The sequence below is a fragment of the Amycolatopsis minnesotensis genome, from assembly GCF_039529815.1.
GTDB lineage: Bacteria > Actinomycetota > Actinomycetes > Mycobacteriales > Pseudonocardiaceae > Amycolatopsis > Amycolatopsis minnesotensis.
In genome coordinates this window covers 79,066-104,738 of sequence record NZ_BAAANN010000021.1, presented here as the reverse complement: position 1 = coordinate 104,738, position 25,673 = coordinate 79,066, and the positions used below count along the sequence as shown (strand labels likewise).

Genomic DNA, 25,673 nt, shown 5'->3' with positions numbered 1-25,673 from the left:
CATGACGGTGCTCACCGAAGCGGGTTTTCGGCCCAGGTCCGCGAATCCGCGATCGACCCGGTCAAGCGGAGCGAGGCGACCAGTGCCTTCACCTGCTCCACCGCATACTTGCGACTGTCGTTTGTGGACGCCTTCGCCGAGCGGTGCCCACCGACGTCCAGGATCGTGGCGCTCGTGCCGTCCACGATCGCGGGACGGCCGTCGACAACGCTGTTGGCCGGATACGCCACCGGCGCGCTGAGGCCGACTTCCATCGTGGCCCGCGGTTCAGCGGCGGTGCCGAGCACGAGCCGCGCCGCCGTCTGGTCCGTCGCCGCCGAGGCCGGGGTCACCACGCCGAGCAGTCGCTCGTTCTCCGGTGCGATGATCGTGAAGGGCACCCGCACGGGGGGGTTCGTGTCGACCGCGACGCTTTCGGCCACGTGGTGCGCTTTCGCCTTCGCGTCGGGTTCGGCCGACGGCACGCTCGCGAACGCCCACGCGCCGTCGGCCCATTCCCACGCGAGCTCCGTCCGGTCCGCGCCGAGCACCGGCGCGCCGAGGTAGACCGCGCGGTGGTCGCCGACCGCGGGCGCGGGCGTCCCCGTGCCAGGGTCCCACTGGCGGCCGCCCACATCCGGCACCTGGCCGCGTGCGTACAGCGCGATCGCCGCGACGGGCGCACTCGGATCCGCGGTACCGGCGAGCTTGAGGTCCATCCGCTGCCGGTAACGACCGGTTTCGTAAGCGTAGGGCGCGAATCCGCCCGCCGAGCCCGCGGTGAACCGCTGGTGGAGCACGTCGAACTCGGCGGGTGCCGAGGTCACGGTCAGCTCGCCGGGATCGTTCCAGGATCGGACGATTCCGGGCAGCACCGCCGCCACGAGCGCAACGACGACCGCGACCGCACAGGCTCCTCCGAGCCGCCGGCCCCGCTGCTTCCGCCGCCCGGCGGTGATCGCCCGCTCGACGCTGACCGTCGTGTCCTCGCCCGGCGCCACCTCCCGCAACGGGGTGAGCAGCCGCGCGTCTTCCTCTTCGCTGGATCGCATGCCCATCTACTCCATCCCCAGCGTCGTCATCGGGTGCTCGCCGAGCTGGCGGCGAAGCGCGCGCAAGCCGTGCGTCGTCAGACTCTTGACGTTGCCGACGGAACAGCCGAGGTGCTCGGCGACCTCGGCGACGGACAGATCGCACAGGAACCTCAGCACCAGCGCCGCGCGCTGCCGCGCCGGCACGCGCGCCAATGCCGCGTGCACGACGGTGCGCAACTCGACATCCGGTCCGCTCGGCGCGGGCGGCACCGGTGTCTCGTCCGGCCCGCCGACCAGGGAAACGCGCTGGAACCAGCCCCGCCGCTGCTCGTTGAGGAACGCCCTGACCACGATCGTGCGCACGTAGGCGTCCCTGTTCCTGGCCGCCGAAGCCCGGTTCCAATGCAGGTACAGGCGAGTGATCGCGGCCTGCACGATGTCGTCGGCGCGATGCGGATCGCCGCACAGCAACAACGCCGTCCTGCGCAGGACCGGCAACCGCTCGGTCACGTACTCCGTATACCGCCGCTCCTCGGCCGCACGCACCAGGCCGCCTCCCCTCGCCTACCCCGTCGACGACACCGGACCCGGCCGGGGATGCGTGAGCTGGGTCACATCATCGCCGGGCGCGCGGGCCCTCGATCACCAAGTCCACCTGGTGTTCGAAATCGGCAGGCCGGGTCCGGCGCACCCGCCCGCAGCGCCCGGTGCAGGTTCGGGAACCGCTCGGCGGTCACGTTCCGCCGGAACATTCGACCAGGCCGGCGACCGCCCGGCCCGCGGTCTCGTCCGCTAGCGACATCGGCTTCTACACCGAGCACTTTCGCCACTCCGCGCATCGAGACCGCGTCGAGCCCTTTTTCGTCGCCGAGCCGCAACGCTGCGCGGAGAATCACCTCTCGACTCAACGGGGGTCGTGTCACCTGCTCCGCCACCCGATCACCGTACGCCGTCGCGGGTCCCCATCCAGACTTACCCGACGCCCGAAGCGGAGCACTGCCATGGCACCTTTCGCGTACCGCAGACCTCATCCGTCCAGGGAATAGCCCCACGAACGGCAGAACGGTGCCAAAACCGGGGCGAGGCCGTCCACCGGAAGAGGTCGCTCGTTCCGCTGGATCACGCCCGATTTGAACGCTTCGGTCGCATCGCCGACATCCACTGACATCGAGCCGTGGTCCCGGTGTCCGTAGTCGAGCATCTCCGGCTCCCATGCCACACCAAGGAAGTCGCACAGGTCGTGCACTACGCGGGCCGGGTCCGTGGTCAACTCCTCGTAGCGGAGATGGAATCCGGTGAGCGTCTCGCGAGCCTCCTGCATTACCTCCAGGTATTGCATAAACCGTTCGAGATGACCGTCGGCTCCCAGGTGCTCCCGGTACGATCGCAGTATCCGCTGAGGATGCCGGACGAGTAGAATGAATTTCGCTTTCGGCCACATCTCGACGATCCGCCGCCAGTGGAACAAGTGGGACGGGGTCTTGTCCACGAACACCGACTTCCCGCTCTGGGCCAGCAGCCGCTGCATCACCGAATCCCACAGGAGGTTCTCCAGGTCCCGCGGGGTCACCCCGAGTTCTTCGAGCGAACGCAGAGTCAGCCGGTGCGTGGGCTCGACGCACAGATCGCCCAAATGAAGCTCGTGCGGGGCATAGATCTGAGAATGGCTGTCGAGCACGCACCGCAGCAGGGTCGACCCGGTACGCGGTGGCGACAGGATGAACACCGGCGAAGTCGTGACCGGCCCGACGAAAGCAGGTTTCGCGAAAGTATCCATGATGGTCGGGTGACGCACCTTTCGAACGAAAACCGGACAGAGAATTGCGGGGTTTCGACATCGATACCAAGTGCGACACTACCTCGACAAATTCACAAACCTCCCGAATCGGAAACTTTCGGACACCTCACTTGGTCCCGTCGGCCAACGACGAGGACCACCACAGTGCCCACCAGCATTACGTGGTCCGTTGTCGAGTCCGGCGAGGCGCCCGCCGCGGTGAACGCGACGTCGACCACGGCCCGGCAAGTCCACCCCAGCCCGCAGGCGACACGACGGCGAGCCTCCACGGCAGAAGTACTGCTTCACGACTTGAGCCAACCGGGATCGTCACGGCGCCAGTGTCGCTGTCAGGACCCGGCTTGGCGAAATCCGTCGGCCGGGTTGATCACCGGGCGGTGATCCCGGAAGGACAAGACAGGCGAAGACATCATGATTTCCGGCGACTTGGTCGCCGTTGGTGACGCTGGCTGACGTTTCTGCGTCGGCCCTTCGACTTCATCTCTCACTGGAAGGAGATACGAAAATGATTCGGATACATGTCACGAGACCGCCTCCAGTCGGTCAGACGGCGCTCGGCTCCTTGCGCAGTGCGGGAAGGACTTCCGCGCCGAGCAGGTCGAGCTGGCCGAGGACCGTCTTGAGCGGCAGCCCCGCGTGGTCGATCAGGAAGAGCTGGCGCTGGTAGTCACCGAAGTGCTCGCGAAAGGACAGCGTCTTGTCGATGACCTGCTGCGGGCTTCCTACGGTCAACGCGGTGCCCGCCACCAAGTCCTCGAGCGAGCCGTTCGCCGCACTCGGCGTGGCGTTGAAGTACGGGCGGAATTCGTCCACGGCATCCTGCGACCGAGCACACACGAAAGCCTGACCACCGACTCCCACGACGGGCCGGTGGCCGTGATGTGCACTTCGTTCGCGATAGCGGTCGACCAGCGGCCTGAAGTCGGCCACCCGCCGGAACAGGTTGTTGACGAACAGACCGTCGCCGTACCGTGCCGCCAGCTCAGCGGTTCCGACGCTTCGCTCCGCACCATGCCAGACGAATGGCGGGACTCCGTCGAGCGGCCGCGGCACCGACGTGAAATCCCGCAACGGCGCGCGGAATTCGCCCACCCAGTCCACTGTGTCCTCTCGCCACAACCTCCTCAACAATGCGTAGTTCTCCGCCGCGAGTTCCATCCCGTCCGCGTTGTTCTTCCCGAACCACGAGTACACGCGTTCGTCCTTGCCCCGTCCGAGCATGACGTCGTGCCTGCCGTGCGCGAGGTGCTGAATGGTCGCGTAATCCTCCGCGAGCCGGACCGGGTCGTTGGTGGTGATCAACGTCGTCGCGGTCGAGAGGATCACGCGCTCGGTGCTCGCCGCCAGATACGCGAGCAGAGCGACCGGCGAGCTCGGCACGAACGGCGGGCAGTGGTGCTCACCCGTGGCCACGACGTCGAATCCCGCTTCCTCGGCGTGCTTCCCGATCCTGGTGATCGCGTGGATGCGCTGGTACTCGGTCGGTGAGATGCCAGTGTGCGGGTCTGGCTTGATGTCGCCGACCGAGAAGATGCCGATTTCCACTTGATGTCCCTCCAGTTCTTGGGCAGGGTAGTCGGTGCATCTCCAGATCGCGAATCAATTTTCGGCTGGTGAAATTTATGTCTTTGTTCGTGTGTTTGGGTGGCGCGGTGACAGTTTCAGGCACGCCTGCGGCGCGCCGCGGGAATCTTCCGCTCCACGGTGCGAGTCGCGTTGTTGGTCACCAGCGGAAGATCCCCGCGGAACGAAAACCCCTGGTCGCCCTGGGGTGCCGTTCCCCACGCATCGACGGTCCCGGTTGTTTGCTGGCTTGCGATGATTCTGCGGGATATCGCGGCCCGGAGTGCTGAGGTGTCGCGAAGATCGGTGGTGGGGGAGGTTGACTCCCAGTTGGCGGGTCGGTTCGGTGCCGGCAACCCCTCGGCGTTGCGGCGCATGGTGAACTCGCTGGTCATGCGCGCCGATCCGGGCGGATACGAACAGCGGCGGCGAGCGAAGGTGGCGGCGCGGGTGTTGGAGATCCGGCACGGAGACCACGGGTCCTCGACCCTGTTCGCGGAACTACCCCCGGACCGGGCGCAGGCGATCTACACCCTCTGCGACCAAGACGCCCGGCGACTCGAACAACAAGGCGACCAGCGCACCACGGATCAGCTCCGGGTGGACTCCTTCGCCGCGCGCTGCCTCGGCGGGGAGGCGTGCGGGACACCTCGGGCACAGATCTTCGTCTACATCGACCTACCGGCCCTGCTGTGGAGATGCAGGACAATCCCGCCGAACTTTCGACAAGAACTCCACCTGGACCCGGGTTGTCACCGAACCTGTCCTCGGGGAGCCAATCGACGTGGGGCGTAAGAGCTATCGGGCGCCGAAACCTCTTCGCCGGTTCGTTCACGTCAGGCATCGGGTCTGCAGCATGCGGGGATGCTGCAGACCCGCCCAGTGCACCGACCTCGACCACGCCACAGCCTGGGCCGACGGCGGCCGCACCGACAAGATCAATCTCCGGCCACCATGCCGCCTCCACCACATGCTCCGCGACGAACCCGGCCGGACATTCCACACCGAAGCCGACGGCACCCTCACCACACCAAGCGGCCGGACCTACCACGACCGGAACTAGGGTGCCCTCGTGAAACGCGTGCTGCTGACGGGAATGTCGGGGACCGGAAAATCCACGGTGGTCGCGGAACTGGCCGCGCGTGGGTACAAGGCGATCGACGCGGACCACGACGGGTACTCGGAGTTGGTGGGTGTTCCCGACGGGGAGCTGACCGGGGTGGGGTCGGGGCAGGACTGGGTGTGGCGCGAGGACGCCATCGCCGAGTTGCTGTCCACTGAGGACACCGACGTGCTGTTCGTCGGCGGGTGTTCGCCGAATCAGGGGGAGTTCTCGTTCGACCACGTGGTGCTGCTGTCGGCGCCCGCGCGGGTCATCGTCGAGCGGCTGACGACGCGGACCACGAACTCGTTCGGGAAAGATCCTGGTGAGCTGGCGCGGACGCTCGAATTGCAGGAGACCATCGAGCCGTTGCTCCGGGACGGCGCCGACCTCGAACTGGACACGACCGCGGCCCTCGACCACACCGTCGAGGCCGTGCTTCGGCACGTTCGAGAAAGCGAGCCGGTGGTGATCGTCGACTACGACGACGGGTGGCCCGCCTTGTTCGACGAGTTGCGGCAGCCGCTGGCGGCGGCGCTCGGAACGCTTACGTCGCGGGTCGAGCACGTCGGCAGCACTTCGGTGCCGGGGCTGGCCGCGAAACCGATCATCGACATGGTGATCGTGCTGGACTCCGCGGTCGACCTCGACGAAGCGGCCGCGCGGATCCGGCCGCTGGGATACGAACGGAGAGGCGATTCGGGCGTGCCGGGACGCGAGGCGTTCAGCAGGCCGGACGGCCTTCCCGCGCACCACCTCTACGCGAGCGCGGCCGACGGCGAGCAGTTGGCCCGCCAGCTCGCGTTCCGCGACGCGTTACGCGCCTCGCCGGAGAAGGCGCGGGCGTACGCGACGCTGAAACGCGAGCTGGCGCGACGGTTTCACACCGATCGGGCCGGTTACACCGACGCGAAGACCTCGTTCATCGAAAGCGTGCTCCGCGAAATCACCGAAGGGCGTTGACGGTGATCGTGAGCGTGTCGGGGTCACCGGCCTGCACGGCGCCGCTGAAGTCCGGGCCGGGCGAAACGTCGTCGTACGGGAACGCGTAGCCGCGGTTGTCGGGGAGCTTGCTGTGCACGATGCGGGCGTAGTGGTTGGTCTCCGCGCCCTGGTAGAACTTCGCGGGGTCCTCCCCCATCGGCTGGTTCGGGTTGTCCAGCAGGGTGGTCCGGTTCAGCGGCGCGGCGAGCCGGGGAATGATGGCCTTGCGCGCTTCGCTCGCACCGTCGAGCGCGAACGGGCCGCTGTCGCAGCTCCACACGTCCGCGGTCGACGGCTTCGCGAACGCTTCACCGTTGTTGAACGTCAGCTTGCCGTCACCACCGACCTTGCCGGTGAACTTGCCGAGATCGGAGCGCTGCGAATCGATCGTCAGCTCCTCCCCCGCGTACTTCTGCCACACCTTGTCGAGGTAGCCGTCGAGGTAGCCGTTGAACTTGTCCGCGCGGTAGTGCGCGGACAGCACGCGGAGCGCCTTGCCGTCGCCGCCGGATTCCACCAGCTCGCCCCAGGCGCCGCCCTGCTTCTTCAATTCGTCGCAGATGCCGTCGAGCGCCTTCGCCGGAAGACCCGGCACGTTCTGCTCCCCCGATCCCGACGTGGTCAGGTGCAGCCCGAGCGGAATGGCCACGAAATCGACGTAGCTGATGTTCGCGAACAACTGGTCGTCGTTGAAGGTGAACTCGCTGAACGACCAGTCGCGCCCGTAGTTCGGGTCGTCGGCGTTCACGAAGCTCGGATGCACCATGGCAGGACCCGGATTGATGAAGAAGTCGAGCTTCGAGTCGAGCACCACGTAGATGCGCGCGCCCGACATCTTCGGCACCGAAAGCTCGGCGCCCGAACCGATCGGGATCGCGCAGTCCTCGCCGAGCGGCGTCTTCTCACCCGACGGCGACGGCGGGTAGTACGGCGTGCCGTCCGCCTTCATGACGACCAGCTTGTTCCCCGGCGCGATACCGGTGATGTACGCGAACGCCGTGCCCGCACCGGACTTGTTGTCGAACTTGACCTTGACGGTGTCCGGTGTCGCCGCGGGTACGAGGCCGCGGGCCCATGCCGAATTCGTCCCCCACACCGGATAGGACACCGCCGCCGCCGCGGAAGCACCGAGAAAAGCTCGCCGGGAAATCAAGAAGAACGCCTCCCAAGGCCGGAATTTCGGGTGCCGGAAAGCTAGCCAAGGCACCGGAAGACGGTCAACGAGCAACCAACATCCTGACCGATTTTGTCATAAACTTTCCCACGAAAGTCGGCGGGCCAGGGTGAGAACGGGCAACTCAGCTGCACGGAGTGACAATTCCGTATTCGTGGATCTTGCGGTAGATCGTCGCCCGTGACATGCCGAGCGCCTCCGCGGCCTTCGCCTTGTTGCCGCCGGCGTCGCGCAGGCTCCGCACGATCGCGTCGCGCTGGATGGACTCGAGCTGGGTCAGCTGCCGCCTGGACACCGTGCGGTGGTCCGGCGGCAGGTCGTCCGGCTGGATCGCGCCGCGGCGGCGCCGATGCCGCACGACGTGGTTGAGCATCTGGTAGAGCTGCTCGGTGTTGCCGGGCCAGGTCGACCGCATGAGCAGCTGCATCGCTTCGTGCGAGCACGTGAGATCGCCCTTGTGCGAAAGCTTCGCCAGGAACAACGGCACCAGTTCGCGCAGGTCGTCGATGTGGTGCCGCAGCGGAGGCACCTCGACGGTGGTCGGGAACAGCTCGCGCAGCGCGGGCGAGCTCGCGCCGTTCCGCGTGGTCGCGGCGACCCATGGCAGGTCCATGCCCTCCGCGCGCGCCTCCTGCACGTCGGCGGCCAAGGACGCGAGCTGCTCGGCGCCGAGCCGGTCGACGTGCCGGATCACCAGCCCGTGCCCGGTGCCCTCGGTCAGCTCCGCGCGGACGCCCGCCATCCAGTCCGGCGCGGTGCGGTCGGCCACGCCGGCCGCGTCGACGACGTGGAGCCTGCCCGCGATGGTGCGGCGCTGGTGCACCGCCCTCGCCAGCGCGAGCTTGCCGACGCCCGGTTCGCCGGTGAGCAGCAGCCATTCCTTGGCGCGGTAGGCACGATCCACTTCGTGGCAGCACCGCAGCCACAGCGGCCGGGTGCCGACGAGCCCCGGCAGGAACATCGGCAACGCGGGCGAACTGCCGCTCGCCTCGTCGGGCTCCGGTTCGATCAGGGAAATGTGCACGATGCCCCCGGAGCGCCCGCTCTTGTCCCCCACCGGGCGGCAGGACAGCCGCACCGTGTTCCCGGTCGGCAGGTGGACGAGCACCGGTGCGCGGCGGCGCCCCGCGAGCGCGTCCACCGCGTGGCTGAGCAGCACCTGCTGGTCGGCGGGGTCGAGCAGCTTCCGCGCCGGGTCGTTCATGATCACCACGTCGCTGGCCACCGCCATCACCATCCCGGTGGTGCGGCGGCGGGCCTGCAGATAGGCCTGGAACAGTTCGAGCTCGCGGAGCCCGCTCTGGGTCAGCAACGCCTGCGCCACCTGGTCCGCGGTCGTCTTCGCCAGCGCCACCAGCAACGGCCCGGCGTCCTTGCGCCAGCACGTCAGGTCCACCGCGCCGACGGTCTTGCCGGTGATCGGGTGCTGGACCGGCGCGCCCGCGCACGCCAGGTCCTCCAGGTACTCGGCGTAGTGCTCGTGGCCGAAGACGTGCATCGGCCTGCCGCCCTCCAGCGCGGTGCCGATCCCGTTGGTGCCGACGAACTCCTCCGCGTAGCTGAACCCCGGCGCGAGGCGGATGCCGTCGAGGTGGTTGCGCAGGTCGACGTCCCCGGTGAGCCTGCTGAGCACCACCCCGGACTGGTCGGTCAGGATCAGGCTGATCGGCTGACCGTCGAGCTGTTCGCTCAACCGGCGCAGCACCGGCTTCGCGCTCCGGGTCAGCGGCTGGTCCGTGTCGGGGTCGCGGACGTAGGGCAACGAGATGTGGTCGGCGGCCACGTTCCATTCGTGCGATCGCCACCACGAAGCCAGAATCGTGTGCCGGACGGTGCGCGGGTCCACCGATTCCGCGGTCAGGAACCGCACGCGCGCATCCGCCAGCCGCCCGTCGGGGTCCGCCGTCCTTGACGTGTGGTCCACCGAATGCCTCCTGGTCCATTCCGGCAGGCGTGCGGGCTTACGGGCTGTCGCAGCCCAGGTATCGAGGGTAGGCCCCCCGCGGTGGCACGTCCTGTCTCAAATTGAGACCGCCGCGCTCCGGCGGGGGCCGTGTCATCGCGGGACATCCGTCCCAGGAGGTTCGAATGCCCGACGCAGGCGAGAAAACCTACAACCCGTGGACCGTGGTGAACCTGGTCTTCGCCCATCTGGCCGAGCAGGGCCTGCATCCCGTCCTCGGCGGCGCCGGGCATCCGGGTGACGCCGCCGCCGACCTGCTCCGCGCGCTCGGCGTCACCCCGGCGCCAGAAGGGAACCGGTACGTCACGCGGGAGGTGCGCGACGAGCTCGCCCAGCTCAGGACCACGATGCTCGGCGAACCGGAGCTGTGACCCCCGTCTCATGATGAGACCGGAGGATGCCCTGACCGGCGGTGTAATGCCCATGCCGGCAAGCGGTCCCCCGTTCGCGGAAATCCCGCCGTGCCGGCCGCAGGCGCCGGTGGTCTGCGTCGACTCGATCGCGATCGCGCTCGCGGAAGCAGAGGAGATTCAATGAGTCGTCAGAGCGTGGCGAAAGCGCACCAGAAGATCCAGGAACTGTCCTGGGATCCGGCGTACCACGAGCCGGTGTCGCAGTACGGGACGGACTACACCTTCCGGAAGGCCAAGAAGAAGGACCCGCTCAAGCAGGTCCTGCGGTCCTACTTCCCGATGCAGGAGGAAAAGGACCACCGCGTGTACGGCGCGTCCGACGGCGCCATCCGCGGCAACATGTTCCGCCAGGTACAGGAGCGCTGGCTGGAATGGCAGAAGCTGTTCCTCAGCATCATCCCGCTGCCCGAGATCTCGGCCGCGCGGGCGATGCCGCTGCTGTTCCGCACGGTGCCGAACCCGGAACTGCACAACGGACAGGCGATCCAGATGATCGACGAGGTACGGCACTCGACGATCCAGCAGAACCTCAAGCGCCTGTACATGAACAACTACATCGACCCGGCCGGGTTCAACTCGAGCCTGCGCAACTTCCAGAACGACTACTGCGGCACCATCGGCCGCCAGTTCGCCGAGGGGTTCATCACCGGTGACGCGATCACCGCGGCGAGCATCTACCTGACGATCGTGGCCGAGACCGCGTTCACCAACACCCTGTTCGTCGCGATGCCCGCCGAGGCCGCCGCGAACGGGGACTACCTGCTGCCGACGGTGTTCCACTCGGTGCAGTCCGACGAGTCGAGGCACATCAGCAACGGCTACGCGACGCTGCTGATGGCGCTGTCCGACGAAAGCAACCACCAGCTCCTCGAACGCGACCTGCGCTACGCGTGGTGGAACAACCACCGGGTCGTCGACGCCGCGATCGGCACCTTCATCGAATACGGCACGAAGGACCGCCGCAAGGACCGGGACAGCTACGCGGAAATGTGGCGCCGCTGGATCTACGACGACTACTACCGCAGCTACCTCGTCCCGCTCGAGAAGTACGGGCTGGTGATCCCGCACGACCTCATCGAGGAGTCCTGGAACCAGATCTGGAACAAGGGCTACGTGCACGAGGTCGCGCAGTTCTTCGCCACCGGCTGGCTCGCCAACTACTGGCGGATCGACGCCATGACGGACGAGGACTTCGAGTGGTTCGAGTACAAGTACCCCGGCTGGTACGACAAGTACGGCAAGTGGTGGGAGAACTACTCGCGCCTCGCGACCCCGAACGGGCACCACCCGATCGTCGCCGAAGAGGTCGACTACCAGTACCCGCACCGCTGCTGGACCTGCATGGTGCCGTGCCTGGTCCGCGAGGACATGGTGATGGCCGAGGTCGACGGCCAGTGGCGCACCTACTGCCACGAGATGTGCCGGTGGACCGACGAGACCGCGTTCCGGCCGACCTACCAGGGCCGCGAGACCCCGAACATGGGCAAGCTGATCGGCGCCCGTGAATGGGAAACCCTGTACCACGGCTGGAACTGGGCCGATGTCGTGTCCGACATGGGCTTCGTGCGCGACGACGGCAAGACGCTGGTCGCGCAGCCGCACCTGAACCTGGACCCGAAGAAGATGTGGACGCTCGACCACCTGCGCCGGATGGGCCCCTTGCAGAGCCCGAACGTGCTGCTGAACGAGATGTCCGCCGAAGAGCGGGAAGCGTTCCACGCCGACTACGTGCGCGGTGGCCCCGCGGGACGGCCGGCACCCGCCGCCTGACCGGAGCCAGACGACCGCGAGCGGGGCCCGGGCATCCGGGCCCCGCCGATCCCCCAGCGCGAGGGAGCCATGGCTGACAAGCACGTTGTGCGCTTCGAACCGGTCGGCATCGAGATCGAGGTCGACGAGGACAAGACGATTCTCCGTGCCGCCGCGGAGCAGGGCATCATGCTGATGCACGGCTGCAAGGAAGGGCAGTGCGCCTCCTGCAAGTCCTTCCTGCTGGACGGGGACGACGTCGAGCACGATCGGTACTCCACCTTCGCGCTGCCCGACTACGAAAAGGAGGAAGGCTTCACGCTGCTGTGCCGTGCGCACGCCTACGAGGACCTGACCATCGAACTCCTCAACTACGACGAGGAGATGATCCGCTCCGGTCTGCCGATCCAGGAGGCGACCGCGGTGGTGGTGTCCAACGACCCGGTCACGCACGACCTGCGGCGCCTGGTGCTGAAGCTGGTCGAGCCGACGGAGCTCAACTTCTTCCCCGGCCAGTACGTCGACATCGCGGTCCCCGGCACCGAGCACACCAGGTCGTTCTCGATGGCCAACACCTCCAGCCGGATCGACGGCCGGCTCGAATTCGTGATCAAGGTCTACCCGGGCGGGGTGTTCTCGGAGTTCCTCGCCGAGAAGGTCGAGACCGGCGACCGGCTGGAGCTCACCGGGCCGTTCGGCGTGTTCACGCTGCGGGACGCGCCGGACGCCGACCTGATCTTCCTCGGTGGCGGGGCGGGCATGGCGCCCATCCTGAGCCTGCTGCGGTCGATGGCGGACCGGGGCATCGACCGCAGTGCCACCTTCTACTACGGCGCACGGTCCAAAAAGGACCTGTGCTTCGAGGAGGAACTGCGCGCACTCGAAGATCGGCTTCCCGATTTCCGTTACGTGCCAGCGCTTTCCGAACCGGCCGATGACGACGTCTGGGACGGCGAGACCGGACTGATCACCGATGTCGTGCGACGGCTGGCAACGAAGGCGGCCGGAGCCGACGCCTACGTCTGCGGCCCGCCGCCGATGGTCGAAGCGGCCATCGAACTGCTGCCCGCGCTCGGTGTCGAGGACAAGCACGTCTTCTACGACAAGTTCACCACCACCGGGGACGACCAAACCGAAGGGTGAGGGAAGAACAGATGACCACCGCACCAGAACGAAGCGTGCCGAAACCGGTCTTCACCGACGCCGAAGCGGGCGCCAAGGTGTTCCCGGACTCCCTGTCACGCCGGTACAACTACTTCAACCCGGCCAAGCGCAAGCAGAGCCACTACGAGGACGTGACCGTCGAGGTCCAGCCAGACCCGCGGCACTACCTCGCGCAGGGCTGGCTCTACGGGTTCTCCGACGGCCGCGGCGGCTACCCGCTCGAGTGGACGGCGCTCAAGGCGTGGGGCTCGGACCGGCCGGAGCCCAAGCGGTTCGCCGGATCGGGCGGCAAGGGCTACGAGTGGCCGGCGCACGGCTGGCACGAGTTCCGTGATCCCAACGAGGAGTGGGAACTCACCATGTACCGCTACAACTCCAACGTGGTGCGGCAGGTGAACCAGAACATCGACTCGGCGCGGCAGGCGAAGGCCTTCGAGCAGTGGAACCCTAACTGGACGGCGTTCGTGGCGCAGCACGTCGGCGCGTGGATGCACGTCGACCACGGGCTCGGCCTCTACCTGTACGCCAACGCGAACCGCAGGGCGCCGACGAACATGCACAACAACGCGATCGCGGTGAACAGCATGCACCGGATCCGCGCGGCGCAGGACCTGGCGCTGTACAACCTGACGCTGTCCGAGGAGATCGAAGGGTTCGACGGCGGCGCGCACCTGGAAACCTGGAACTCCGACCCGGCGTGGCAGGGCGTCCGCAAGACCGCCGAACAGCTCACCGGCATCGACGACTGGGCCGAAGCGGTCTTCGCGTCCAATGTGGTCTTCGAGCCGCTGGTCGGTGAACTGTTCCGCAGCAACCTGGTGCAGCAGGCCGCGCCGGGCAACGGGGACTTCATCACCCCGACCGTCGTCGGCGCCGAGGAGTACGACTTCGCCGAGCGGGATCTGCGCTACACCAAGGCGATGTTCGACCTGCTCGTGAACGACCGCGAGTACGCCGAGCACAACCAGGCGATCCTGCACGGCTGGCTCGAAACCTGGGTTCCCCGCTGTATCGCCGCCGCGAGGGCGCTTTCCCCGTTGTGGTCGCAGCCGGACGCGAAACCGCCTCGGTTCGAGGACGCGCTGGACCGTTCGAAGAGCCGTTTCAGCGGCATACTGGCGGGCCTGGGCCTGCCCTCCCCGAAGGAGTTGGCGCAGTGACCGTGTTCAAGACCGCAGAGAGCCCGTACAAGTCGAACAACACCGCGTCGAACATGTGCGGCGTGACGCTGATGAACAACCAGGTCGGCGCGGTGGTCGCCGAGGTGATGCGGGGCAAGGAGAACGTCACCGTCACCGAGCTCCCCTCGATGATCAGGGTCGACGCGAACCGCCGCATGGAGTTCGACTACAACGAGATCTCCGAGGCGCTCGGCGAGGAAGAGGGCTACTTCGACGCGGCGGAGTTCGAGGAGAACATGTCCACCCACTACGGGCGGATGATCCACGAGGACGACCGCACCATCATGTTCGCCAATCCCGAGGACGCCGCCGAGTTCCTCGACTTCGACCTGACCGCGAGGTGAGGGATGTACGAAAAGGACGGTGAAAAGTACTTCGTGGTCGACAGCCACCTGCACTACTGGGACGCGAGCCCCGGCAACTGGGTGCCTGGCGCGGAACAGTACGCCAAGGGCTGGATCGAATGCTTCCACGCGTACCAGAGCCTCGGGCCAGCGGAAACGCACTGGGCGATCGAGAAGTTCCAGTCCTACACCGAAGACGACCTCATGAAGGACGTCTTCGAGGACGGGCACGTCGATGTCGCGGTGTTCCAGCCGACTTACCTGAAGGAGTGGTACAAGGAGGGGTTCAACACGACCGAGCGCAACGCCGCGCTCGGGTCGAAGCACCCCGGGAAGTTCGTCGCCAACACGCGGTTCGACCCGCGTGAAGGCGAAGCCGGGATGAAACAGCTCCGCGAGGACGTAGCACGCCACGGCTCGACCGGCGCGAAGCTGTACACCGCCGAGTGGCGCGAAGGGTCGCGCGGCTGGAAGTTGAGCGATCCGGAGGCGTACCGGTTCTTCGAACTGGCACAGGAACTCGGCGTCAGGAACATCCACGTCCACAAGGGACCAACGATCTGGCCGCTGGACAAGGACGCTTTCGACGTGTCCGATGTGGACCACGCGGCGACCGATTTCCCCGAGCTCAACTTCATCGTCGAGCACGTCGGCCTGCCCCGGATCGAGGACTTCTGCTTCATGGCGACGCAGGAGCCCAACGTCTACGCCGGTCTCTCGGTGGTGATCGGCGGGCTCATGCACGCGAGGCCGAAGTTCTTCGCCAAGGTGATGGGCGAGCTGCTGTTCTGGGTCGGTGAGGACAAGATGACCTTCGGCAGCGACTACGGGATCTGGGAGCCGCGCTGGCAGATCGAAGGATTCGTCGACTGGGACTACCCGAACGACGACTACTCCGACTACCCGGCGGTGACCACCGCGACGAAGAAGAAGATCCTCGGCCTGAACGCCGCGAAGCTGTACGGCATCGAGGTTCCCGCGGAATGCGCGCTGGACGACGGCCAGGGCACGCCCGCCGCACAGGACGACTCGCAGCTGGTCACGCGGTGACGAGCGCACCGGTCACCGCCCTCGACCGGTCGCGCGTGCTCACCGCACTGGGCGCGGTGCGCGATCCCGAACTCGACGAGCCGATCACCGAACTCGGGTTCGTCGAGTCGTGCACCGCGTCCGGTGCCGGGGAGGTGGTGGTGCGGCTGCGGCTGCCCACCTACTTCTGCGCGCCCAACTTCGCTTTCCTGATGGTCGCCGACGCCTACGACGCGGTGTCGGCGGTCGAAGGGGTGCGGAGCACCGAGATCGAACTGCTCGACCACTTCGCCTCGGCGGCGATCAACGAAGGCGTCGCCGCGCAGGCGGGGTTCGCGAAGTCGTTCGACGGCGAAGCGGCGGGCGAGCTGGACCGGCTGCGCGCCGACTTCCTCCGCAAGGCCGTGCTCGCCGGGACCGACCAGGTGTGCCGTCCGCTGCTGGCAGCCGGACGGACACCCGATGAGCTGACCGCGATGACGCTCGGCGATGTGCCTCCGTCACCGGAACTGGACCGGCTCCGGGCGCGCAGGGCCGATCTCGGACTGCCGTCGGGGCGGGACGCGCCGCTCGTGCTCGACCCGGTGACCGGTGCCGGCGTCGGTGTCGCCGGACTGCCGCTGCACCTGCGGAAGGCCCGGCTCACCCGGGTCGGGATCGAAGCGAACACGGGGATCTGCCGGGGAATGCTGGCGCACCGGTACGCGCCGGGCGAAGAGCGGAACGGGATCGGAAAGGACGGAGTGAAGCGATGAAAGCGGTGCGGCTCCACGGATATCACCAGCGGCCCGTGGTCGAAGAGGTGCCAGAGCCGGTGTGCAAGGGACCGCTCGACGTCGTGGTGCGGATCGGCGGGGCCGGCGTGTGCCGCACGGACCTGCACATCATCGAAGGGCAGTGGGCCGGGGCGATGGACCCCGCGCTGCCCTACACGATCGGGCACGAGAACGCGGGGTGGGTGCACGAGATCGGGTCCGCGGTGACCTCGGTCGCGGTCGGCGACACCGTCATCCTGCACCCCACACCGACCTGCGGGCTGTGCCACGCCTGCCGGGCAGGCAACGACATGCACTGCGCCGCGAGTTCGTTCCCCGGCCTCGACGGCGACGGCGGGATGGCCGAGTACCTGCTCACGTCGGCGCGCGCGTGCGTGAAGCTCGCGCCGGAGACGAAGCCGCGGGACGTCGCGGCGCTCGCGGACGCCGGGATCACCGCCTACCACGCGGTGCGCAAGGCGCTCCCCCTGCTCTACCCCGGCACCACCTGCGTCGTGCTCGGCGCCGGCGGCCTCGGGCACATCGGGATCCAGTGCCTCGCCGCGCTCACCGCGTCGAAGATCGTCGTCGTGGACCGCAACGCCGACGCGCTGAAGCTGGCCGCGGAACTGGGCGCGCACGAAACCGTGGTGGCGGACGGGAACCAGGTGTCCTCGGTGCTCGACCGCACCGGCGGCACCGGTGCCGAGGTGGTGTTCGACTTCGTCGCCGAGGCCGGTGCCGAGCAGGACGGGTTCGCGATGACGGCGCGGGCCGGGTCGTACTACGTCATCGGCTACGGCGGCACCGTGCACATCCCGACGCTCGACATCATCTCCACCGAACGCAGCATCGTCGGCAACATCGTCGGCACCTACAACGACCTGGCCGAGCTGATGCGGCTCGCGCAAGACGGCCTGGTCACCCTGCACACGAAGACCTACCCGCTGACCGCCGCGGTCGAAGCGCTCGACGACCTCGACCACGGACGGGTGCGGGGCCGCGCCGTGCTCGTCCCCTGATCCGGCCCCCGCCGACCGACCCCAAGGAGGAGCGTTCAATGTCCAAGGAACTCCGTTTCGGCCACACCGCGCGGGATCTGCTGCTGTCCGGCGTCGACCAGCTTGCCGAGGCCGTGAAGTCCACGCTGGGCCCGAAGGGACGCAACGTCATCCTCGAAAAGATCACCGGGTCGCCGGTGATCACGAACGACGGTGTGACGATCGCGCGCGAAATCCACCTCAAGGACCAGTTCGAGAACATGGGCGCGCAGCTGGTGAAGGAAGCCGCGATCAAGACGAACGACATCGTCGGCGACGGCACCACCACGGCCACCGTGATCGCGCAGGGCATCGTGCGCGAGGGGATGCGGCACATCGCCGACGGCGGGAACCCGGTGCTCGTCAAGCGCGGGATCGACCTGGCGGTGGCGAAACTGGTGGAGCGGCTGCACACCGTGGCGCACCCGATCATCAGCGAGGCCGATTTCGCCAGGGTGGCGGCGATCTCCGCGAACGACGACGACGTGGTCGGCGAGGTGATCGCGAAGGCGCTGCACACCGTCGGCGAGAACGGGATCGTCACCGTCGAGGAGCAACCGGGGCACGGCATGGCGGTCGAGTTCGTCGAAGGGTTCGAGTTCGACAACGGCTACCTCTCGCCGTACATGGTCACGAACCCGGCCAGCCTCGAAGCCGTGGTGGACGATCCGTACCTCCTGCTGTGCAGCGAGAAGATCACCAAGGTGCAGCAGCTCATGCCGTTGCTGGACAAGATCATGCGGGCGCCGAAGCCACTGGTGATCATCGCGGAGAACCTCGAAGGCACCGCGCTGAGCATGCTCGTGCACAACCACGTGAACGGGATCTTCCAGTGCGTGGCGGTGAAGGCGCCCGGTTTCGGCGACCGGAGGCTGCACAAGCTGGAGGACATCGCGGCGATCACCGGTGGCGCGGTGTTCAGCCGCCATTCAGGACTGACGCTGGAGACCATGGGCGTCGAGCACCTCGGCAGGGCGAAGCAGGTGCGCGTCAACGCGGACCGCACCGCGATCCTCGGCGGTGCGACGGCGGACCAGGTCGAATTCCGGCTCACCCAGCTCCGGGCGGAGCTGGACCGGGCCGCGTTCGGCATCGACGAGGACGTGCTGACCGAGCGCATCGGCTCGCTGTCGGGCAAGGTCGCGGTGATCAAGGTCGGCGCGCCGACCGACGCCGAGCTGAAGGAACTGCAGCACCGGGTCGAGGACGCGCTGTCCGCGACCAGGGCGGCGATGGCCGAAGGCATCGTGGCCGGTGGCGGCGCGGCGCTGCTGCACTCGGGCTCGGCGCTCGACGAGCTGACCGTCAAGGACGACTACGCGATCGGGGTCGACATCGTGCGGCACACGCTGCACCAGCCAGCGCATCTGATCGCCGAGAACGCCGGGTACCCGGCCGAGGAGGTCGTCGCCAAGGTCAGCGAGATGGGTGCCGACGACGGGTTCGACGCCTTGGAAGGCCGCTACGGCAACATGATCGAACTCGGCATCGTCGACCCGCTGCGGGTGGCGAGGTCCGCGCTGCAGAACGGCGCGTCGGTGGCGGGCATGCTGCTGACCACGAACACCCTGATCGCCGAGGAGCAGACCGCGTGGGGCGGCAGCCGCGCGCTGATGACCGAGTTCGGCCCTCTCGACGAGGGCCTGCACCAGCCGTCACCGGATTCGAGCACACCGCAGTCGTTGGGGCTCGGGCCGTCGGTCGGCTGACGAAGGGCCTGGCGGCGGGACTCGCATGGGCCCGGGCCCGCCGTCAGGCCCCGCTCGCCCGCAGGGTGAGCAGGGTGATCTCGCTCGGTGCGAAGATCCGGAACGGCGGGCCCCAGAACCCGGTGCCCCTGCTGGTGTACAACTGGGTCCGCTCGCCGTGCCTGGTCAGTCCGTGCACCGAGGGCTGGTCCGCGCGCACGAGGTAGTGGAACGGCCAGATCTGGCCGCCGTGGGTGTGCCCCGAAATCTGCAGGTCCACCCCCGCTTCGACGGCCTGCGCGAGCTGCTTCGGCTGGTGCGCGGCGAGCACGACCGGCAGTGCGGGGTCGGCCCCGTCGAGCGCCTTCGCCAGGTTCGCGCCGTGCCCCGGCACGCGTGACGCCTCGGCGGTGGCGTCGTCGACACCGGCCACCACCAGCGACTCGCCACCTCGTTCGACGAGGACGTGCCGGTTGTGCAGTGGTTCCCAGCCCAGCTCCGCCATGTGGTCGAGCCAGGCCTGCGCCTCGCCGAAGTACTCGTGGTTACCCGTTATGTACACTTTGGACAGTCTGGCCCGTACGGTGCCGAGCGGGGCGGCCTGCGCCCTGCGCTTCTCGACGGAGCCGTCCGCGATGTCGCCGGCGTGCACCACCACGTCGGCGTCGAGCGCGTTGACCGCCGCGGCCACCTTCGCCGACCAGCCGGAGCGTTCGATCGGGCCGAGATGGGTATCGGTGATCACCGCGACGGTGAGGCCGTCGAGCGCGCGCCCGAGCCGCGCGATGGGCACGTCCACCCGCTTGATCCTCGGCAGGCGCGTCGCCTCTCGGTGCCCCCAGGCGAGCAGTGCCGCGGCGACCACCACGACGGCGATCGCGACCACCCGGCCCCGCAACGGGTTCTCCACCCCGAACACCATCAGCACGAGGCGCAGCACGTCGCCGAGGAGGCTCCACACGAACAGCACCCAGACGATGCCGAGCAGCGTGTCGCCGATCCTCGCCGCCCAGTCGAGCCCGCGCCGGGAATGACCGAGGAACATCGCCACCGGGAACGCCACGAAGGCCATCGCGAACACGACCGTGCCCACGATCACGACCGCGGCGGGCCAGCCGGTGCCGGACCGGAACAGCGTCCACCACGGCACGCCGAACAGGACGACCAGCACCACGACGAGTACGACCGCGAACAGCGTCCGGCGCCGACCGCGAGGCGGGGCAGCAGGAGGACGGTTTTCGCTGGACACGGGGGCGCTCATGACAACCATCTTACTGGTTGGTTACTTCCGGCGACGCGATCGTGACCAGCTACGCACCACATCCGGCGTCGGAAGGCACGGGGTCGTCGGCCGACCTCCGCCAGCCCCTCTCCGGATCCTCGCGGGATCTTCGCGGGATCCGTGGACCGCCAGCGCGCGGAGAGCAGTCGCCTTTAGGATCTGCGCCATGACGTACCCGGGGCCGCCGCAGGGCCAGCCGCACCAGCCGAACCAGGGCTACCCGCAGCAGCCGGGGTTCCCGCAACAGGGATATCCACAGCAGCAGAGTTATCCGCAGCAGGGTTACGGCTATCCGCAGCAGGGATATCCGCAGCAAGCTCCTGCCCCGCAGCAGCAGTACCCGCCGGGCTACGGAATGCCGCCGCGGACGGGGCCCGGGCCCCTCACGCTGCCGGGAATCGGCGCGATCCCGGTCGGGATCGGCTTGGCCATCCAGCTCGCCGCGTTCCTCGGGGTGCCGTGGGCCGAGCACGTCTCGTTCCTCGATCTCACCGGCGCGGTCAGCCTGCACAACAACAACGGCAACGGGTACGCCGCGGTCTACGTGCTGTTCCTCGGGTATCTGATCCTGGCCGTCACCATGCTGGTCTCGCTGACCTGGACGCTCGGTGGTATCCGCACCGAAGGCGCGGTCCGTTACTTCGGGCACCGGAAGAAGTCGCTGACCCACGAAACGTTCCCGAAGTTCCAGCAGTACTTCACCTGGCGCGCCGTACTGATGCTCGTCCTTCAGGCCACCGGGATCACGGCACTGTTCTACAAGACGCCCGAAGCGGCCACCGTCGGGCCGTGGTTGGTGGTCGCCGGGGGTGTGCTCGTCATCATCGGCTGCAAGATCGGGCCTCGCAAGGGACCGGGTCTGCCCGCACGCGGACTGCCTGGCCAGGCACAGTTGGGCCAGTTCTAAGACCGCTCTGGGCTGCTCATCCCGGATTGTCGTGCATAGGCTTGAAATTGGGGGCCGCTTTTTCGAGTTTGCTCGCGTTTTTTGGGGGGCGCGGCGATTGCCAACGGAACGAAAACCCTTGGCCGCCTTGGTGTGCCGTCCCCGACGCATTGTTGATCCCGTATGTTGTTTGGCTTGCGGTTTCGTTGTGGGCGCGTTGTGGCAGGTTGTGATCATTTCTATACCCGATCGGGTGGCGGGTTGATTGATAGAATTGTTTTGTGGATGTACTGGAGAAGTCTGAAGAGCGGGTTGTTGCTGATTCTGCGGAGCATTGGAAGAGGTGGTTCCGGTATGGGCAGGCGATGTTGTTGCGGCAAATCGCGCAGATGAGTGGGGTGTGGTCGCGAAGATCGGTGCTGGCGTGGGTGGCGTTGTCGTGCAACTGCACCCAAGCCGGGGCGGAGAAGAAAGCGGCGCTCGCTGACGCGTTGACCTCCTACTTGCCGTGCACGTTGGAGGCGTTGGAGAACGGGCTGATTGATGAGGGGATGGCGTCGAAGGTTTTTGAGGCTACCGCGTGTGCGTCCCGGGAGGTCGCGGCTGAGGTGGACTCGCGGTTGACGTTCGAGAACAAGAATCCGGGCTCGTTACGACGGATGGCCAACTCGCTGCTGATGCGGGTCGATCCCGAGGGGCATGAGGCGCGGCGGCGGGCGAAGACGGCGGCGCGGATGGTGGAGATCCGGCACGGGGATCACGGGTCCTCGACGTTGTTCGCGGAGTTGCCCTCGGATCGGGCACAGGCGATCTATGCCCTGTGTGACCGGTACGCGTTGGACAAGAAGCGCCAAGGCGACGTGCGCACCATGGACCAGCTCAGAGCCGATGGCCTCGTGGAACTGTGCCTGGGTGGGGCGTGCGGCGGTAAGCCGACGGCGCAGGTCTTCGTCTACATCGACCTGCCGACCCTGACGGGCCTGCGGAACAACCCCGCCGAACTGGCCGGATGCGGCGAGATCTCACCCGAGATGGCCCGCGAGATCGCCTTCGAACCGAACTCGGTGTGGAACCGGATCGTGTCCGAGCCAATGACCGGGCTACCGATCGACATGGGGCGGAAAAGCTACCGGCCGTCGAAAAAGATGCGCAGGTATGTCCAGGTCTTGCACCGCACCTGCTACCTGCCGGGGTGTTTCCGGCCCGCGCAGTACAGCGACCTCGACCACATCCAGCCCTGGCGCGAAGGCGGCGGCACCGACAAGATCAACTTCCGACCCTTCTGCCGCGTGCATCACGGCCTGTGCGATGAACCCGGCTGGGAATTCCACACCGACGACGACGGCACCATCACCGTCACCACCCCCGACGGCCGCACCTACACCGAAAAACCGACCGGGTTCATCTAGCGGATCGACTTACCCTTCGATCCGCCGGAACGCGAACGACATCCGAGAGCCCGCGATGCGGCTGTCGGACCGGCGACCGCCTGCGACTGGGCGTGCCGGATCGCCCCGCCCAGCGTCGTGGTCACACCGGGTAGATCCACGATCACCGGTTCGAGATCCTTGCGCGTTTTCGCCGCGCACAACCTTCGGCGGCCAGCTTTGACACGGCTTGCTATTTCAGTCATCATTGAAACTACTGAAATACAGTCCACCGGGAAGAGGCACCCATGCCCGCGCAGCTCGAACTCGACCGCGTCCAAGAGACGTTGCTGCTGACCCTGTACGCGCGGGCGAAGGACAGCGCCCTCCCCCGGCCGGTGCTCGGCGACACCCGTTCCGCCGAGCTCGCCGGTGAAATCGCGCGCGAAACCGGCTACGACTTCGCGAAGCTCAAGGCGTCCGCGACACTCGCGCGCAGTACCGCACTGCGCGCCAAGCGGCTGGACGAAACCGTCCGCGCCTTCGTCGCGAGCCATCCGGACGCGGTCGTGCTCGACCTCGGCTGCGGACTCGACACCAGGGTGTTCCGGTGCGACCCGCCGCCCGGCGTCGACTGGTACGACGTCGACTACCCCGCCGTCGCCGAACTGCGGCAACGGTTCCTGCCGTCGCGGTCCCACCTGGTCGGCACCGATCTGACCGAACCGGGCTGGTTCACCGGGATTCCCGCCGACCGGCCCGCGATGATCGTCGCCGAAGGGGTGCTGCCGTTCCTGCCTGGCGAGTCCTTCGCCTCGGTCATCCGTGCGCTCACCACGCACTTCGTCAGCGGCGAACTCGCGCTCAACGGGTACACGCGATTCGCCGCACGGGCGATGAAGTACCACCCGACGATCAAGGCGCTCGGGATCGCGGCCGCACACGGGTTCGACGACCCGCACGAGCCCGAACGCTGGGGCGCCGGGCTCGTCCTGGCCGAAGAGCAGTTCCTCACCCGCGCTCCCGAGGCCGCCCTCTTCGACGAGCCCACGCGGACCGTCACCCGGCTCTTCGCGCACAGCACCGCGTTGTCGCGCCAGGGCGCGCGCATTCTCCGCTACCGGTTCTGATCTCTTTCGTCGTCGTCGGCGGTTCTCGCAACCGTCGCGTCGCTCGCGCGTCCTTCCAGTCATGGACTGGGGAGGACTGGGATGACGAGTACCAGGTTGTGGGTGGTGACCGGCGCCGTCGTCGCCGGTGTGGCGGGGGCAGTCGGATTGTGGGTGCTTTGGCTGTATCTCGCCGATTCGGTGGCGTACCGGGCGCCGTACGACCTCTGGCTGTGCCGGATCGAGAACGGCGGCGTCATCGGCGATCCGTTCCTGACCTTTCGCAGGCTCGGCCTGAAGTTCGTGCTGCTTCTCGCCAGCTTCGCCGTCGTCGCACTCATCGTGTTCGGAGTGTGGCGGCGTGGTGAGAAAAGGTGGCGCTGGTTCGCCGCGGCCGTGCTGATCGTCGCCGTGACGACCTGCGGTTACGTGGCCGCGATCGATGCCATGTTGTATCCGGGCTACGAGGTACCGGAATGCGGATGACCTGACGAAAGTCGGGTGCGGGCGGTGTCCTTCGCCCACTACGCGCGAAGTACGGCCTGCCTAACGTTTCCCGCGTGAATAAGACCCGCGTTCTGTGGTGGCTCGCCGCCGCCCTTGTCGTACTGGCCCAGCACACCGACTGGGGCATACCCCTTGCCGCGTGGCTGTTCCCGATCCCGTTGCTGGGCTACGCACGGCAGGTGCCGCCGCGCCGCGCCGCCGTGTTCGTCTGGCTTGCCCTGCTGACCGGCACGGTGTGCTGGCTCGCGGTCACCGGCCTGCTGTTCGTGCCTGCCGTGACCGGGCTCTTCCTCGCGTTGACCGTGCTGCTCACCATCCCGTACCTCGCCGACCGGGTGTTCGCGCCGCGGTTCGGGCCGCTGCTGGGCAGCCTGGTGTTCCCGGTGACCCTGGTGATGGCGGAGTACGCGTTCTCGTTCTTCGACTTCGGTGACTACGGCACGCTCGCCGGCACCCAGTCGGGCACCCTCCCGCTCCTGCAGGTCGCTTCGGTGACCGGGGTGTACGGCATCAGCTTCGCGCTCGCCTGGTTCGCGTCGGTGGTGAACACGGTGTGGGCACGGGGTTTCCGGCCCGCACGGCGCACGGCGGTCGTGTACGCGTGCGTGCTCGTGGCGGTGTTCGCCGGCGGCGCCCTCCGCCTCGTCTTCGCCGACACCGGGGACCACGCGGTGCGGGTGGCCGGGGTGAGCGCGTCGCGACAGGCGCATGACGCGAGCAAGACGGCCTTGAAGGGGCTCGGGATCGAGTACTGGAAGCCGGAGCAGGTCACCCACTCCCCCGGCGCGGGCGCCGCGTTCGCGCCGATCACCGAAGACCTGCTCGCGAGCACCGACGTCCAGCTCGGCGCGGGCGCGAAGCTCGTGGTGTGGCCGGAAACGGACGCGAGCGTGCTCCAACGAGACGAAGCGAGCTTGCTCGAACGCGTCGCCTCGATCACCCGCGCACGGCACGCGTACGTCCAAATAGGACTCGCGCTGTACACGGACGCGGCGCCGTTCGTGCGCAACGTCGCGATCCTCGTCGGCCCTGGTGGCGAGACGGTCTGGACCTACGACAAGACCCATCCCACCCCGATGGAGCCGATGGCACCCGGCACCGGCGACGTGCCCGCCGCCACCACCCCGTTCGGACGGCTGTCCACGGTGATCTGCTACGACGCCGACTACCGCGGCCTGATGCGCCGCGACGCCGACCTGATGCTCGTCCCCGCGAACGACTGGCCGGGCTTCGGCACGCTGCACGCGGAGAACGCGGCGTTCCGCGCGGTGGAGAACGGCTACGCGATGTTCCGGCACTCGGTCAACGGGCTGTCGACCGCGGTCGACGCGCAGGGGCGGGTGCTGGGGCACGCCGACTACTACCGCGCCGACCAGCAGACCCTGGTCGCCGACCTGCCGCTGGTGCCGAAGGCGTGGACCGTCTACAGCGCGATCGGTGACGTGTTCGCGTGGTGCTGCGTGGCCGCGGTGATCCTGCTGGCCACCGCCGCGCTCCGGCGGAAGAGCGCACCGGCAACTGGTCCGGTCCAGATCTTGAACCCGGCGAAGGCGGACGGCTAG

General features: G+C 67.7%; 24 protein-coding genes. 16 read left to right on the top strand and 8 right to left on the bottom strand.

Annotation, left to right across the window (positions count from 1 at the left end; all coding sequences use genetic code 11):
• Positions 1 to 11 precede the first annotated feature (11 nt).
• The 5 genes from ABD256_RS25485 to ABD256_RS25460 all read right to left on the bottom strand — a co-directional run bounded on the left by ABD256_RS25485 (position 12) and on the right by ABD256_RS25460 (position 4,769).
• Complete coding sequence (locus tag ABD256_RS25485) at positions 12 to 1,031, bottom strand: hypothetical protein (RefSeq protein ID WP_344423842.1); 1,020 nt, start codon at positions 1,029 to 1,031, stop codon at positions 12 to 14.
• Positions 1,032 to 1,037: 6 nt separating this feature from the next.
• A complete protein-coding gene (locus tag ABD256_RS25480) occupies positions 1,038 to 1,559 on the bottom strand; it encodes a SigE family RNA polymerase sigma factor (protein ID WP_344423840.1) in 522 nt (173 codons plus the stop codon).
• A gap of 481 nt (positions 1,560 to 2,040) precedes the next feature.
• Positions 2,041 to 2,790 carry a sulfotransferase family protein gene (locus ABD256_RS25470; RefSeq protein ID WP_344423837.1) on the bottom strand — a complete coding sequence of 250 codons (750 nt, stop codon included), beginning with the start codon at positions 2,788 to 2,790 and terminating at the stop codon, positions 2,041 to 2,043.
• Between the two features lie 564 nt (positions 2,791 to 3,354).
• Positions 3,355 to 4,356 carry a CE1758 family FMN-dependent luciferase-like monooxygenase gene (locus ABD256_RS25465; protein ID WP_344423834.1) on the bottom strand — a complete coding sequence of 334 codons (1,002 nt, stop codon included), beginning with the start codon at positions 4,354 to 4,356 and terminating at the stop codon, positions 3,355 to 3,357.
• Between the two features lie 116 nt (positions 4,357 to 4,472).
• A complete protein-coding gene (locus ABD256_RS25460) occupies positions 4,473 to 4,769 on the bottom strand; it encodes a hypothetical protein (protein ID WP_344423832.1) in 297 nt (98 codons plus the stop codon).
• On the opposite strand from ABD256_RS25460, the gene ABD256_RS44480 reads away from it, so the two are divergent.
• Both ABD256_RS44480 and ABD256_RS25455 read left to right on the top strand, forming a co-directional pair.
• Positions 4,666 to 5,169: a DUF222 domain-containing protein gene (locus ABD256_RS44480; protein WP_425546520.1), complete on the top strand. Its 504-nt coding sequence runs from the start codon at positions 4,666 to 4,668 to the stop codon at positions 5,167 to 5,169. The genes ABD256_RS25460 and ABD256_RS44480 overlap by 104 nt on opposite strands.
• A gap of 277 nt (positions 5,170 to 5,446) precedes the next feature.
• On the top strand, positions 5,447 to 6,439 hold the full coding sequence (locus ABD256_RS25455) for a GrpB family protein (RefSeq protein ID WP_344423828.1): 993 nt from the start codon (positions 5,447 to 5,449) through the stop codon (positions 6,437 to 6,439).
• Here ABD256_RS25455 and ABD256_RS25450 read toward each other — a convergent pair.
• The gene (locus tag ABD256_RS25450; protein WP_344423825.1) at positions 6,423 to 7,613 is read right to left on the bottom strand and encodes a glycoside hydrolase family 64 protein; all 1,191 of its coding nucleotides are present in this window, start codon (positions 7,611 to 7,613) and stop codon (positions 6,423 to 6,425) included. The genes ABD256_RS25455 and ABD256_RS25450 overlap by 17 nt on opposite strands.
• A 145-nt stretch (positions 7,614 to 7,758) precedes the next feature.
• Complete coding sequence (locus ABD256_RS25445) at positions 7,759 to 9,558, bottom strand: sigma-54-dependent Fis family transcriptional regulator (protein WP_344423822.1); 1,800 nt, start codon at positions 9,556 to 9,558, stop codon at positions 7,759 to 7,761.
• A 164-nt stretch (positions 9,559 to 9,722) separates the two neighbouring features.
• On the opposite strand from ABD256_RS25445, the gene ABD256_RS25440 reads away from it, so the two are divergent.
• The 9 genes from ABD256_RS25440 (at position 9,723) to groL (ending at position 18,981) form a co-directional block, all read left to right on the top strand.
• Positions 9,723 to 9,968: a hypothetical protein gene (locus tag ABD256_RS25440; protein WP_344423820.1), complete on the top strand. Its 246-nt coding sequence runs from the start codon at positions 9,723 to 9,725 to the stop codon at positions 9,966 to 9,968.
• A 162-nt stretch (positions 9,969 to 10,130) separates the two neighbouring features.
• Entirely contained in the window at positions 10,131 to 11,780 is a 1,650-nt protein-coding gene (locus tag ABD256_RS25435) for a ferritin family protein (protein ID WP_344423817.1), read from the top strand.
• A 69-nt stretch (positions 11,781 to 11,849) separates the two neighbouring features.
• A complete protein-coding gene (locus ABD256_RS25430) occupies positions 11,850 to 12,902 on the top strand; it encodes an NADH:ubiquinone reductase (Na(+)-transporting) subunit F (protein WP_344423814.1) in 1,053 nt (350 codons plus the stop codon).
• An 11-nt stretch (positions 12,903 to 12,913) separates the two neighbouring features.
• Entirely contained in the window at positions 12,914 to 14,083 is a 1,170-nt protein-coding gene (locus ABD256_RS25425; protein WP_344423811.1) for a ferritin family protein, read from the top strand.
• Complete coding sequence (mimD, locus tag ABD256_RS25420) at positions 14,080 to 14,448, top strand: propane 2-monooxygenase effector subunit MimD (RefSeq protein WP_344423806.1); 369 nt, start codon at positions 14,080 to 14,082, stop codon at positions 14,446 to 14,448. Before ABD256_RS25425 ends, mimD begins: the two co-directional genes overlap by 4 nt.
• A gap of 3 nt (positions 14,449 to 14,451) precedes the next feature.
• Positions 14,452 to 15,498, top strand: a complete 1,047-nt coding sequence (locus ABD256_RS25415; RefSeq protein ID WP_344423803.1) for an amidohydrolase family protein — start codon at positions 14,452 to 14,454, stop codon at positions 15,496 to 15,498.
• On the top strand, positions 15,495 to 16,232 hold the full coding sequence (locus ABD256_RS25410; RefSeq protein WP_344423800.1) for an iron-sulfur cluster assembly protein: 738 nt from the start codon (positions 15,495 to 15,497) through the stop codon (positions 16,230 to 16,232). Before ABD256_RS25415 ends, ABD256_RS25410 begins: the two co-directional genes overlap by 4 nt.
• Positions 16,229 to 17,254: an NAD(P)-dependent alcohol dehydrogenase gene (locus ABD256_RS25405; RefSeq protein ID WP_344423797.1), complete on the top strand. Its 1,026-nt coding sequence runs from the start codon at positions 16,229 to 16,231 to the stop codon at positions 17,252 to 17,254. The genes ABD256_RS25410 and ABD256_RS25405 overlap by 4 nt, the downstream gene beginning before the upstream one ends.
• A gap of 38 nt (positions 17,255 to 17,292) precedes the next feature.
• Entirely contained in the window at positions 17,293 to 18,981 is a 1,689-nt protein-coding gene (groL, locus tag ABD256_RS25400) for a chaperonin GroEL (protein ID WP_344423795.1), read from the top strand.
• Between the two features lie 43 nt (positions 18,982 to 19,024).
• Here the strand turns inward: groL and ABD256_RS25395 are convergent, their stop codons facing one another.
• Positions 19,025 to 20,221 carry a metallophosphoesterase gene (locus tag ABD256_RS25395; protein ID WP_344423793.1) on the bottom strand — a complete coding sequence of 399 codons (1,197 nt, stop codon included), beginning with the start codon at positions 20,219 to 20,221 and terminating at the stop codon, positions 19,025 to 19,027.
• 187 nt (positions 20,222 to 20,408) lie between these two features.
• Here ABD256_RS25395 and ABD256_RS25390 point away from each other — a divergent pair, with 187 nt between their 5' ends.
• The 5 genes from ABD256_RS25390 (at position 20,409) to ABD256_RS25370 (ending at position 25,673) form a co-directional block, all read left to right on the top strand.
• Positions 20,409 to 21,149, top strand: a complete 741-nt coding sequence (locus ABD256_RS25390; RefSeq protein WP_344423791.1) for a hypothetical protein — start codon at positions 20,409 to 20,411, stop codon at positions 21,147 to 21,149.
• A 260-nt stretch (positions 21,150 to 21,409) separates the two neighbouring features.
• Positions 21,410 to 22,537 (top strand): HNH endonuclease signature motif containing protein, encoded by a 1,128-nt coding sequence (locus ABD256_RS25385; protein ID WP_344423789.1) that lies wholly within the window; start codon positions 21,410 to 21,412, stop codon positions 22,535 to 22,537.
• 266 nt (positions 22,538 to 22,803) lie between these two features.
• On the top strand, positions 22,804 to 23,625 hold the full coding sequence (locus ABD256_RS25380; RefSeq protein ID WP_344423786.1) for a class I SAM-dependent methyltransferase: 822 nt from the start codon (positions 22,804 to 22,806) through the stop codon (positions 23,623 to 23,625).
• 105 nt (positions 23,626 to 23,730) lie between these two features.
• Complete coding sequence (locus tag ABD256_RS25375; RefSeq protein ID WP_344423783.1) at positions 23,731 to 24,090, top strand: hypothetical protein; 360 nt, start codon at positions 23,731 to 23,733, stop codon at positions 24,088 to 24,090.
• 74 nt (positions 24,091 to 24,164) lie between these two features.
• A complete protein-coding gene (locus ABD256_RS25370) occupies positions 24,165 to 25,673 on the top strand; it encodes an apolipoprotein N-acyltransferase (RefSeq protein ID WP_344423780.1) in 1,509 nt (502 codons plus the stop codon).

What these genes read in the sequence shown, in the direction of transcription:
- ABD256_RS25470 (WP_344423837.1), bottom strand. Translation starts at nt 2,790, where the DNA reads ATGGATACTTTCGCGAAACCTGCTTTCGTCGGGCCGGTCACGACTTCG.
- ABD256_RS25430 (WP_344423814.1), top strand. Translation starts at nt 11,850, where the DNA reads ATGGCTGACAAGCACGTTGTGCGCTTCGAACCGGTCGGCATCGAGATC.
- ABD256_RS25380 (WP_344423786.1), top strand. Translation starts at nt 22,804, where the DNA reads ATGCCCGCGCAGCTCGAACTCGACCGCGTCCAAGAGACGTTGCTGCTG.
- ABD256_RS25405 (WP_344423797.1), top strand. Translation starts at nt 16,229, where the DNA reads ATGAAAGCGGTGCGGCTCCACGGATATCACCAGCGGCCCGTGGTCGAA.
- ABD256_RS25415 (WP_344423803.1), top strand. Translation starts at nt 14,452, where the DNA reads ATGTACGAAAAGGACGGTGAAAAGTACTTCGTGGTCGACAGCCACCTG.
- ABD256_RS25435 (WP_344423817.1), top strand. Translation starts at nt 10,131, where the DNA reads ATGAGTCGTCAGAGCGTGGCGAAAGCGCACCAGAAGATCCAGGAACTG.
- ABD256_RS25395 (WP_344423793.1), bottom strand. Translation starts at nt 20,221, where the DNA reads ATGAGCGCCCCCGTGTCCAGCGAAAACCGTCCTCCTGCTGCCCCGCCT.
- ABD256_RS25425 (WP_344423811.1), top strand. Translation starts at nt 12,914, where the DNA reads ATGACCACCGCACCAGAACGAAGCGTGCCGAAACCGGTCTTCACCGAC.
- ABD256_RS25390 (WP_344423791.1), top strand. Translation starts at nt 20,409, where the DNA reads ATGACGTACCCGGGGCCGCCGCAGGGCCAGCCGCACCAGCCGAACCAG.
- ABD256_RS25485 (WP_344423842.1), bottom strand. Translation starts at nt 1,031, where the DNA reads ATGCGATCCAGCGAAGAGGAAGACGCGCGGCTGCTCACCCCGTTGCGG.
- ABD256_RS25440 (WP_344423820.1), top strand. Translation starts at nt 9,723, where the DNA reads ATGCCCGACGCAGGCGAGAAAACCTACAACCCGTGGACCGTGGTGAAC.
- groL (WP_344423795.1), top strand. Translation starts at nt 17,293, where the DNA reads ATGTCCAAGGAACTCCGTTTCGGCCACACCGCGCGGGATCTGCTGCTG.
- ABD256_RS25460 (WP_344423832.1), bottom strand. Translation starts at nt 4,769, where the DNA reads ATGACCAGCGAGTTCACCATGCGCCGCAACGCCGAGGGGTTGCCGGCA.